Origin of the sequence: Pseudomonas sp. NY15372, from assembly GCF_048068215.1 — a bacterium.
GTDB lineage: Bacteria > Pseudomonadota > Gammaproteobacteria > Pseudomonadales > Pseudomonadaceae > Aquipseudomonas > Aquipseudomonas guariconensis_A.
Map to the genome: position 1 here is coordinate 45344 of NZ_JBLUPY010000026.1, position 10355 is coordinate 55698.

Genomic DNA, 10355 nt, shown 5'->3' on the forward strand with positions numbered 1-10355 from the left:
GAGCCTCGCAGGAGCCCCATGGAGCAATTTCGCAATATCGGTATCATCGGACGCCTTGGCAGCTCCCAGGTGCTCGACACCATTCGCCGGCTGAAAAAATTCCTGCTCGAGCGCCACCTGCACGTCATCCTCGAGGACACCATCGCCGAGGTGCTGCCCGGCCATGGCCTGCAGACCTCCACGCGCAAGCTGCTGGGCGAGGTGTGCGACCTGGTCATCGTGGTCGGTGGTGACGGCAGCCTGCTGGGCGCGGCCCGTGCCCTGGCCCGGCACAACATTCCGGTGCTGGGCATCAACCGCGGCAGCCTGGGGTTCCTCACCGATATTCGCCCCGACGAACTCGAGGTCAAGGTCGCCGAGGTGCTCGACGGCCATTACCTGGTGGAAAACCGCTTCCTGCTGCAGGCCGAGGTGCGTCGCCACAACGAGGCCATCGGTCAGGGCGATGCGCTCAACGACGTGGTGCTGCACCCGGGCAAGTCGACGCGGATGATCGAATTCGAAATCTACATCGACGGCCAGTTCGTCTGCAGCCAGAAGGCCGACGGCCTGATCGTCGCCACGCCCACCGGCTCCACCGCCTATGCATTGTCTGCCGGCGGGCCGATCATGCATCCCAAGCTCGACGCCATCGTCATCGTGCCGATGTACCCGCACACCCTCTCCGGGCGGCCGATCGTGGTGGACGGCAACAGCGAACTGAAGATCGTCGTTTCCCAGGACCTGACGATCTACCCGCAGGTCTCCTGCGATGGCCAGAACCACTTCACCTGCGCCCCAGGCGACACCATCACGGTGTGCAAGAAGCCGCAGAAGCTGCGCCTGATCCATCCGCTGGACCATAACTACTACGAGGTCTGCCGCACCAAACTCGGCTGGGGCAGCCGTCTGGGTGGTGGAGGCGACTGATGCTCGATCCGGCGCGAAGTTTCGACATCATCGGCGATGTCCACGGTTGTGCCCTGACCCTGGAGCGCCTGCTCGACACCCTCGGCTACAAGCGCATCGGCGGTGTCTGGCGTCACCCGTGGCGCCAGGCGCTGTTCCTGGGCGACATCGTCGACCGAGGCCCGCGTATCCGCGAGGCGCTGCATATCGTCCACGACATGGTCGAGGCCGGCCAGGGGTTCTGCATCATGGGCAACCATGAATACAACGCCCTGGCGTGGGTCACCCCGGCGCTGCCCGGCAGTGGCAAGGCCTATGTGCGCGAGCATACGCCGCGCCATGCCCGCCTGATCGACGAAACCCTGACCCAGTTCGCCCAGCATCCAGGCGACTGGCACGACTTCCTCGAATGGTTCTACACCTTGCCGCTGTTCGTCGACGCTGGCCGTTTCCGCCTGGTGCATGCCTGCTGGGACCCTCGCTTGATCGAGCCGCTGCGCCGGGAATATCCCGACGGGCGCATCGACGAACACTTCATCCAGGCCTCGGCGGTGTCCGGCAGCTTCGCCGCCACCGTGTGCAACCGCCTGCTGCGTGGCACCGACATGCGCCTGCCGGACGGCCTGACACTGACCGGCGGCGATGGCCTGACCCGCGCCTTCTTCCGCACCAAGTTCTGGGAAGAAGACCCACAGACCTACGGAGACATCGTGTTCCAGCCAGACGCCCTGCCCGAGGAAGTGGCCCGCACGCCCTTGAGCCACAGCGAGAAGAACGCCCTGCTGCGTTACGGCGAGGACGAGCCTTTGCTGTTCGTTGGCCATTACTGGCGCAGCGGCCGACCCGCGCCGATCCGCGCCAACCTGGCCTGCCTGGACTACAGCGCGGTGCTCTACGGCAAGCTGGCGGCCTACCGCCTGGACGACGAAACCCGCATCGACCCGCACAAGTTCGTCTGGGTCGATGTCGAACGCCCGCAGGCCAACCAATGAGCGTGGTCGCGGCGATGCGCCTGCCGCTGGCGGTGGACCTGGGCGGTTTCGTGCGGATGCTACGGCGCCTGCAGGTGCCGCACCGGGTGGTCGAGGAGGGCCAGGAGCAGGTGCTCTGGGTGCCCGAGCACCTGGCCGACGACGTGCGCCAGTTGTATCAGCGCTTCCCGGAGGGCAACGACGACCTGGACATCGAGGGAGCGGGTCTACCTGCGAATGGCCCGACCCAGCCATCGCTGGCCGACCAGGCCCGTGCCTGCAAGGTCACCGCTGCCATTCTGTTGCTGTGCCTGGTGGTGGCCGGGGTGACCGGCCTGGGTGACAACCTGTCGACCATCGGTTGGTTCACCTTCCTGGAGTTCCGTGTACAGGGCGAGTACCTGTACTTCACCCCGCTGGCCCAGGGCCTGGCCGAAGGGCAGTGGTGGCGCTTGGTATCGCCGATGCTGTTGCACTTCGGTGTCCTGCACCTGGCGATGAACGCGCTCTGGTACTGGGAGCTGGGCAAGCGCATCGAGCTGCGCCAGGGCCCGTGGGTGCTGCTGGGCCTGACCCTGGTGTTCAGCCTGGTGTCGAACCTTGCCCAGCACTACACCAGCGGCCCCAGCCTGTTCGGAGGCTTGTCCGGCGTGCTCTATGGCCTGCTCGGGCACGTATGGCTGTATCAGTGGCTGGCGCCCAACCCCCTGTTCAGCCTGCCCAAGGGCGTGCTGGTGATGATGCTCATCTGGCTGCTGGTATGCCTGACCGGCGTGGTCGGCCAGCTCGGCTTCGGCCAGGTCGCCAATGCCGCCCATGTCGGCGGGTTGCTCATCGGATGCCTGACCGGGCTCTTGGGTGGGGCGTTGGCACGGCGTAAACTGTCGGCCTGATTGAGGAGACGCTATGTCCACGTTCGCGCAAATGATCCAGAACATCACCCCCGAAATCTACGAAAGCCTGAAACTGGCCGTGGAAATCGGCAAATGGGCCGACGGCCGCAAGCTGACCCCGGAGCAGAAGGAATTGTCCCTGCAGGCGGTGATCGCCTGGGAGATGAAGAACCTGCCCGAGGAGCAGCGCACCGGCTACATGGGCCCGCAGGAGTGCGCGTCGAAGTCGGCACCGGTCCCCAACATCCTGTTCAAGTCGGACTCGGTACATTGATCGAACTCGCTCGTGGCTCTCTGAGCAAGATGGCGGTGCGCCTGGAAGCACCCGTCGTTCAATACAGTTTCCGCCTGGGTGAGGAGCAGGTGCCGGTCAACCCGCTGATCGGGTCCACCGTGCGCCTGGAATACCTCGGCGCCATCCATTGCACCCATTGCGGCAAGCGCACCAAGACCAGCTTCAGCCAGGGTTACTGCTACCCCTGCATGACCAAGCTGGCCCAGTGCGATGTATGCATCATGGCCCCGGAAAAATGCCATTACGACGCCGGCACCTGCCGTGAACCTTCGTGGGGCGAGCAGTTCTGCATGACTGACCATGTGGTGTACCTGGCCAACTCGTCGGGCATCAAGGTGGGCATCACGCGTGCCACCCAGCTGCCCACCCGCTGGCTCGACCAGGGCGCCAGCCAGGCCCTGCCGATCATGCGCGTGGCCACCCGGCAGCAGTCGGGCCTGGTCGAAGACCTGCTGCGCAGCCAGGTGCCGGACCGCACCAACTGGCGCACGCTGCTCAAGGGCGATGCCGAAGTGCTCGACCTGCCGGCTATCCGCGAGCAGATCTTCGATGCCTGTGCCGAGGGCCTGCGCGGTCTGCAGGAGCGCTTCGGCCTGCAGGCCATACAGCCGGTGCACGACGCTGAAGTGGTGCAGATGCGCTACCCGGTCGAGGCCTACCCGAAAAAGATCGTCAGCTTCAACCTCGACAAGGACCCAGTGGCCGAAGGCACGCTGCTGGGCATCAAGGGCCAGTACCTGATCTTCGACACCGGCGTGATCAACATTCGCAAGTACACGGCCTACCAGTTGGCCGTGCACCAGTAAAAGGACCAGCACTATGCGTACCGAACAACCGCAAGTGATCTACCTCAAGGACTACCAGGCGCCCGAGTACCTGATCGACGAGACGCACCTGACCTTCGAGCTGTTCGAGGACCACAGCCTGGTCCATGCGCAGTTGGTCATGCGCCGCAACCCGGCGCGTGGCGCCGGCCTGCCGCCACTGGTGCTCGATGGCCAGCAGCTTGAACTGCTGAGCGTGCAGCTCGACGACCAGCCCCTGGCCGCCGGCGACTACCAGCTCGACGACGACAGCCTGACCCTGCAGCCCAAGGCCGAGCGCTTCACCCTCGACACCAGCGTGAAGATCCACCCGGAAAGCAACACCGCGCTGGAAGGCCTGTACAAGTCCGGCAAGATGTTCTGCACCCAGTGCGAGGCCGAGGGTTTCCGCAAGATCACCTACTACCTCGATCGCCCGGACGTGATGAGTACCTTCACCACCACGGTGATCGCCGAGCAGCATCGCTACCCGGTGCTGCTGTCCAACGGTAACCCTGTCGGCAACGGCCCGTCGGAAGACGGGCGCCACTGGGCCACCTGGGAAGACCCGTTCAAGAAGCCGGCCTACCTGTTCGCCCTGGTCGCCGGTGACCTGTGGTGCGTCGAGGACACCTTCACCCGCGTGTCCGGTCGCGATGTGACCCTGCGCATCTATGTCGAGCCCGAGAATATCGACAAGTGCGACCACGCCATGGTCAGCCTGAAGAAGTCCATGCGTTGGGACGAAGAAGTCTATGGCCGCGAATACGACCTGGACATCTTCATGATCGTCGCGGTCAACGACTTCAACATGGGCGCCATGGAAAACAAGGGCCTGAACATCTTCAACTCCAGCTGCGTGCTGGCCCGGGCCGAAACTGCCACCGATGCCGCCCACCAGCGTGTCGAAGGCGTGGTGGCCCACGAGTACTTCCACAACTGGTCGGGCAACCGCGTGACCTGCCGCGACTGGTTCCAGCTGTCGCTCAAGGAAGGCTTCACGGTGTTCCGCGACGCCGAGTTCAGCGCCGACATGAACTCGCGCACGGTCAAGCGCATCGAGGATGTGGCCTACCTGCGTACCCACCAGTTCGCCGAGGACGCCGGCCCCATGGCCCACCCGGTGCGCCCGGACAGCTTCATCGAGATTTCCAACTTCTACACCCTGACGGTGTACGAGAAGGGTGCCGAGGTGGTGCGCATGGTGCGTACGCTGCTGGGCGCGGAGGGTTTCCGCAAGGGCAGCGACCTGTACTTCGAGCGCCACGATGGCCAGGCGGTGACCACCGACGACTTCATCAAGGCCATGGAGGACGCCAACGGCGTCGACCTGACCCAATTCAAGCGCTGGTACAACCAGGCCGGCACCCCGCGCCTGGAGGTCAGCGAAGCCTATGACGCCGCGGCCCAGACCTACAGCCTGACCTTCCGCCAGAGTTGCCCGCAGACCCCGGACAAAGCCCAGAAGCTGCCGTTCGTGATCCCGGTCGAGCTGGGCCTGCTCGACGCCCAGGGCAACGACCTGCCGCTGCGCCTGGCCGGCGAAGCCGCGCCGCAAGGCACAAGCCGCGTGCTGTCGGTGACCGAGGCCGAGCAGACCTTCACCTTCGAGGGCATCACGGCCAAGCCGCTGCCTTCGCTGCTGCGTGGTTTCAGCGCGCCGGTCAAGCTGAGCTTCCCTTACGACCGCGATCAGTTGATGTTCCTCATGCAGCACGACAGCGACGGCTTCAACCGCTGGGAAGCGGGGCAGCAACTGTCGGTGCAGGTGTTGCAGGAGCTGATCGGCCAGCACCAGCGCGGCGAGGCGCTCAAGCTCGACCAGCGCCTGATCACGGCCCTGGGCACCGTGCTGGGCAATGCGTCGCTGGACGCGGCCATGGTCGCCGAGATGCTCTCGTTGCCAGGCGAGGCGTACCTGACCGAGATCAGCCAGGTGGCCGACGTCGAGGCTATCCATGCTGCCCGTGAGTTCGCTCGCAAGCAGATCGCCGAGCAGCTGTTCGATGCCCTGTGGGCGCGCTACCAAGCCAACCGCGAGGTGTCGGCGAAAACTGCCTATGTCGCCGAGGCCGAGCACTTCGCCCGTCGCAGCCTGCAGAACATCGCCCTGTCGTACCTGATGCTCAGCGGCAAGCCAGAGGTGCTGGCGGCAACGCTGGAGCAGTTCGACCAGTGCGACAACATGACCGAGCGCCTCACCGCCTTGGCGGTGCTGGTCAACTCGCCGTTCGAGGCCGAGCGCGCCAAGGCCCTGGAAGCCTTCGCCGAGCACTTCAAGGACAATCCGCTGGTCATGGACCAATGGTTCAGCGTGCAGGCGGCCAGCACCCTGCCGGGCGGCCTGGCGCGGGTCAAGGCGCTGATGCAGCACCCGGCCTTCACTCTGAAGAACCCGAACAAGGTGCGTGCGCTGATCGGGGCCTTCGCCGGGCAGAACCTGGTGAACTTCCATGCCGCCGACGGTTCGGGCTACCGCTTCCTGGCGGACCTGGTGATCGAGCTCAACGCCCTCAACCCGCAGATCGCCTCGCGCCAGCTGGCGCCGCTGACCCGCTGGCGCAAGTACGACGATGCGCGCCAGGCATTGATGCGTGGCGAGCTGGAGCGGATTCTGGCCTCCGGTGCGTTGTCCAGCGATGTGTATGAAGTGGTGAGCAAGAGCTTGGCTTGAAGCCCTCGGGGCCGCCTTGCGGCCCTTTCGCGGCACAAGGCCGCTCCTAACAGGCGAATGCGACCCATTGTAGGAGCGGCCTTGTGCCGCGAAAGGGCTGCAGGGCAGCCCCTGCTCTTGCGGTTAACAAAACATAACGTCCCGCTCGTTGTCTTCCCGCCGATAACCCCGATACGATGGCCCCAAAGCTATTGCAGGGCTCTGGAACAGGCTTTTCGCAGTACCTGGCAATAGATTGACCCACTACAAGAACACAACAGGGGGCGATCATGACGGATCGGGTGATGGCGCAAGCCAGGCGTGGAGCCTGGCCGCTGGCGGCCAGTGCGCTGCTGGCACTGGCGTTGGCAACAGGAGCGAATGGTGCGCGTGCGGCGGCGGCCGAGGAGTATTCGGTGGAGTCGGCCCGGGCCAGCCAGAGCCTGTTGATCGATGTCGCCCATGCCGGCAAGCGGCTGGTGGTGGTCGGCGACCGCGGCCATATCCTGTTCTCCGATGATCAGGGCAAAACTTGGGCCCAGGCCCGGGTGCCCACCCGTCAACTGCTCACCGCGGTGTTTTTCCTCGACGACAAGCGCGGCTGGGCCGTCGGCCATGACGCTCAGGTGCTGGCCAGCAACGATGGCGGCGCCACCTGGAGCAAACAGTTCGAAGACCTCGCCCGCGAGGCCCCGCTACTCGATGTCGCTTTCCTCGACGCCCTGCACGGTTTCGCCGTCGGCGCCTATGGCGCACTGCTCGAGACCACCGATGGCGGCCAGCACTGGCAGGACATCGGCGAGCGCCTGGACAACCCTGACCAGCTGCACCTGAACGCCATCGCTCAGGTCAAGGACGCCGGCCTGTTCATCGTCGGCGAGCAGGGCAGCATGTTCCGCTCCAGCGATAACGGCCAGAGCTGGTCCGTGGTCCAGGGCCCCTACGAGGGGTCGCTGTTCGGCGTGATCGGCACCACGCAGGCGCGCACGTTGCTGGCCTACGGGCTGCGCGGCAACCTGCTGCGCTCCACCGACTTCGGCGACACCTGGCAACCGGTCCCGCTCAAGACTGCCCGTGGCCCGTTCGAATTCGGCCTGGCAAGCGCTACGCTTCTGGAGGATGGCAGCCTGGTGCTGGTGGGCAACAGTGGCAGCGTGTTGCGCAGCCAGGATGACGGCCAGAGCTTCTCGGTCTACAACCGCGCCGACCGCATCGCCTTGTCGGCTGCCACTGGCCTTGCCGACGGCGGCTTGTTGCTGGTCGGGCAGGGCGGGGTGCACCTGGCCACGGCCCACGGTGCCGAGGAGGTGCAGCCATGACCAGCCGGGAGAGCTTCGACATGCACCAGCAACACCACCAGGACAAGGCCACATTGCTCGAGCGACTGATCTTCAACAACCGGCCGGTGGTCATCGCCCTGTGCCTGCTGGTGAGCATCTTCCTGTTCTGGCAGGCCACGCAGATCCGCCCGTCTACCAGCTTCGAGAAGATGATCCCGCTGCAGCACCCGTTCATCGAACAGATGATCGAGCACCGCAACGACCTGGCCAACCTGGGCAACACCGTGCGTATCTCGGTGGAGGCGGTCAACGGTGACATCTTCGACAAGGACTACATGGAGACCCTTCGCCAGATCCACGACGAGGTGTTCTACGTTCCCGGCGTCGACCGTGCGGGGCTCAAATCGCTATGGAGCCCGGCGGTGCGCTGGACCGAAGTCACCGAAGACGGCTTCGCCGGCGGCGAGGTGATCCCCAACACCTACAACGGCTCGGCGCAAAGCCTCGACGAGCTGCGCGACAACGTGCTCAAGTCCGGCCAGGTCGGGCGCCTGGTGGCCAACAACTTCAAGTCCAGCATCGTCGACGTGCCGTTGATGGAGAGCTACCCGGACCCACAGGACCAGAGCAAGCAAGTCAAGCTCGACTACCAGCAGTTCTCCCACCAGCTGGAAGAGAAGATCCGTGACAAGTTCCAGGCCCAGAACCCCAACGTGAAGGTGCATATCGTCGGCTTCGCCAAGAAGGTCGGTGACCTGATCGACGGCCTGGTGATGGTGGTGATGTTCTTCGGCGTGGCCCTGGCCATCACCTGGGCCTTGCTGTACTGGTTCACCTGGTGCATCCGCAGCACCATCGCGGTGCTCGTCACCACGCTGGTGGCGGTGGTGTGGCAACTGGGGCTGATGCACGCTGTGGGCTTCGGGCTGGACCCGTATTCGATGCTGGTGCCGTTCCTGATCTTCGCCATCGGCATCTCCCACGGGGTGCAGAAGATCAACGGCATCGCCTTGCAGTCCAGCGGTGCCGACAATGCCCTGACCGCCGCCCGGCGCACGTTCCGCCAGCTGTTCCTGCCGGGCATGATCGCCATCTTGGCCGACGCCGTGGGCTTCATCACCTTGTTGGTGATCGACATCGGGGTGATCCGCGAACTGGCCATCGGTGCGTCGATCGGCGTGGCGGTGATCGTCTTCACCAACCTGATCCTGCTGCCGGTGGCGATTTCCTATGTAGGTATCAGCCAGAAGGCCATCGCCCGCAGTAAGAAGGACGCGACCCGCGAACACCCGTTCTGGCGCCTGCTGGCCAATTTCGCCAGCCCCAAGGTGGCACCGGTGTCCATCGCCTTGGCCCTGGCCGCTTTTGCCGGTGGCCTGTGGTACAGCCAGAACCTGAAGATCGGCGACCTCGACCAGGGCGCGCCGGAGCTGCGCCCGGACTCGCGTTACAACCAGGACAACAACTTCATCATCAACAACTATTCCACCAGTTCCGACGTGCTGGTGATCATGGTCAAGACGCCATCGGAGAGTTGCTCGATCCACTCCACCATGGCGCCGATCGACGAGCTGATGTGGACCATGGAGAACACTCCAGGCGTGCAGTCGGCGATTTCCCTGGTGACCGTGTCCAAGCAGGTGATCAAGGGCATGAACGAGGGCAGCCTGAAATGGGAGACCCTGTCGCGCAACCCGGACGTGCTCAATAACTCCATCGCCCGTGCCGATGGCCTGTACAACGCCGATTGCTCCCTGGCACCGGTGCTGGTGTTCCTCAACGACCACAAGGCCGAAACCCTGGAGCGCGTGACCTCGGTGGCCAAGGCCTTTGCCGACAGCCACAACAAGGATGGCCTGCAGTTCCTCCTGGCGGCGGGTAACGCCGGCATCGAGGCGGCCACCAACGAGGTGATCAAGTCGGCCGAGCTGACCATCCTGGTGCTGGTCTACCTGTGCGTGGCGGTGATGTGCCTGATCACCTTCCGCTCGTTCGCCGCCACCTTGTGCATCGTCCTGCCCTTGGTGCTGACCTCGGTGCTGGGCAACGCCCTGATGGCCTTCATGGGCATCGGCGTGAAGGTCGCCACCTTGCCGGTGGTTGCCCTGGGCGTAGGTATCGGCGTGGATTATGGCATCTACATTTACAGCCGCTTGGAGAGCTTCCTGCGCGCCGGCCTGCCGTTGCAGGAGGCCTACTACGAAACCCTGCGTTCCACCGGCAAAGCCGTGCTGTTCACCGGCCTGTGCCTGGCCATTGGCGTGTGCACCTGGATCTTCTCGGCGATCAAGTTCCAGGCCGACATGGGCCTGATGCTGACCTTCATGTTGCTGTGGAACATGTTTGGCGCACTGTGGCTGCTGCCGGCGCTGGCGCGGTTCCTGATCAAGCCACAGAAGCTGGCGGGCAAGGTGGGCGGGTCGATCTTCGCCCATTGATCCATGAAGGGGCCGCCTTGCGGCCCAATCGCCGGCAAGCCGGCTCTCACAGAGGGTCAGCACTGGCCGTTTGTTCTGTGCTCGACAGCGCAGCCCAAAGGGCTGGGTGACCTCCCGCAACAAGCGTACACAGG

8 protein-coding genes are annotated in these 10355 nt (G+C 64.6%); all 8 read left to right on the forward strand.

Annotated features, from left to right (window positions below; all coding sequences use genetic code 11):
- Nucleotides 1-18 precede the first annotated feature (18 nt).
- The 8 genes from ACNFG0_RS16895 (at nt 19) to ACNFG0_RS16930 (ending at nt 10221) form a co-directional block, all read left to right on the forward strand.
- Complete coding sequence (locus ACNFG0_RS16895; protein WP_084855071.1) at nt 19-909, forward strand: NAD(+) kinase; 891 nt, start codon at nt 19-21, stop codon at nt 907-909.
- Complete coding sequence (locus tag ACNFG0_RS16900) at nt 909-1880, forward strand: metallophosphoesterase (protein WP_196146017.1); 972 nt, start codon at nt 909-911, stop codon at nt 1878-1880. The genes ACNFG0_RS16895 and ACNFG0_RS16900 overlap by 1 nt, the downstream gene beginning before the upstream one ends.
- The gene (locus ACNFG0_RS16905) at nt 1877-2752 is read left to right on the forward strand and encodes a rhomboid family intramembrane serine protease (RefSeq protein ID WP_196154639.1); all 876 of its coding nucleotides are present in this window, start codon (nt 1877-1879) and stop codon (nt 2750-2752) included. Before ACNFG0_RS16900 ends, ACNFG0_RS16905 begins: the two co-directional genes overlap by 4 nt.
- Before the next feature lie 13 nt (nt 2753-2765).
- On the forward strand, nt 2766-3026 hold the full coding sequence (locus ACNFG0_RS16910; protein ID WP_084855074.1) for a YeaC family protein: 261 nt from the start codon (nt 2766-2768) through the stop codon (nt 3024-3026).
- Complete coding sequence (locus ACNFG0_RS16915) at nt 3023-3853, forward strand: DUF2797 domain-containing protein (protein ID WP_416765706.1); 831 nt, start codon at nt 3023-3025, stop codon at nt 3851-3853. Before ACNFG0_RS16910 ends, ACNFG0_RS16915 begins: the two co-directional genes overlap by 4 nt.
- 13 nt (nt 3854-3866) lie before the next feature.
- On the forward strand, nt 3867-6524 hold the full coding sequence (gene pepN, locus ACNFG0_RS16920) for an aminopeptidase N (protein ID WP_416765707.1): 2658 nt from the start codon (nt 3867-3869) through the stop codon (nt 6522-6524).
- A gap of 269 nt (nt 6525-6793) precedes the next feature.
- Nucleotides 6794-7822 (forward strand): WD40/YVTN/BNR-like repeat-containing protein, encoded by a 1029-nt coding sequence (locus tag ACNFG0_RS16925; protein WP_416765709.1) that lies wholly within the window; start codon nt 6794-6796, stop codon nt 7820-7822.
- A complete protein-coding gene (locus ACNFG0_RS16930; protein ID WP_196154643.1) occupies nt 7819-10221 on the forward strand; it encodes an efflux RND transporter permease subunit in 2403 nt (800 codons plus the stop codon). The genes ACNFG0_RS16925 and ACNFG0_RS16930 overlap by 4 nt, the downstream gene beginning before the upstream one ends.
- Nucleotides 10222-10355 lie beyond the last annotated feature (134 nt).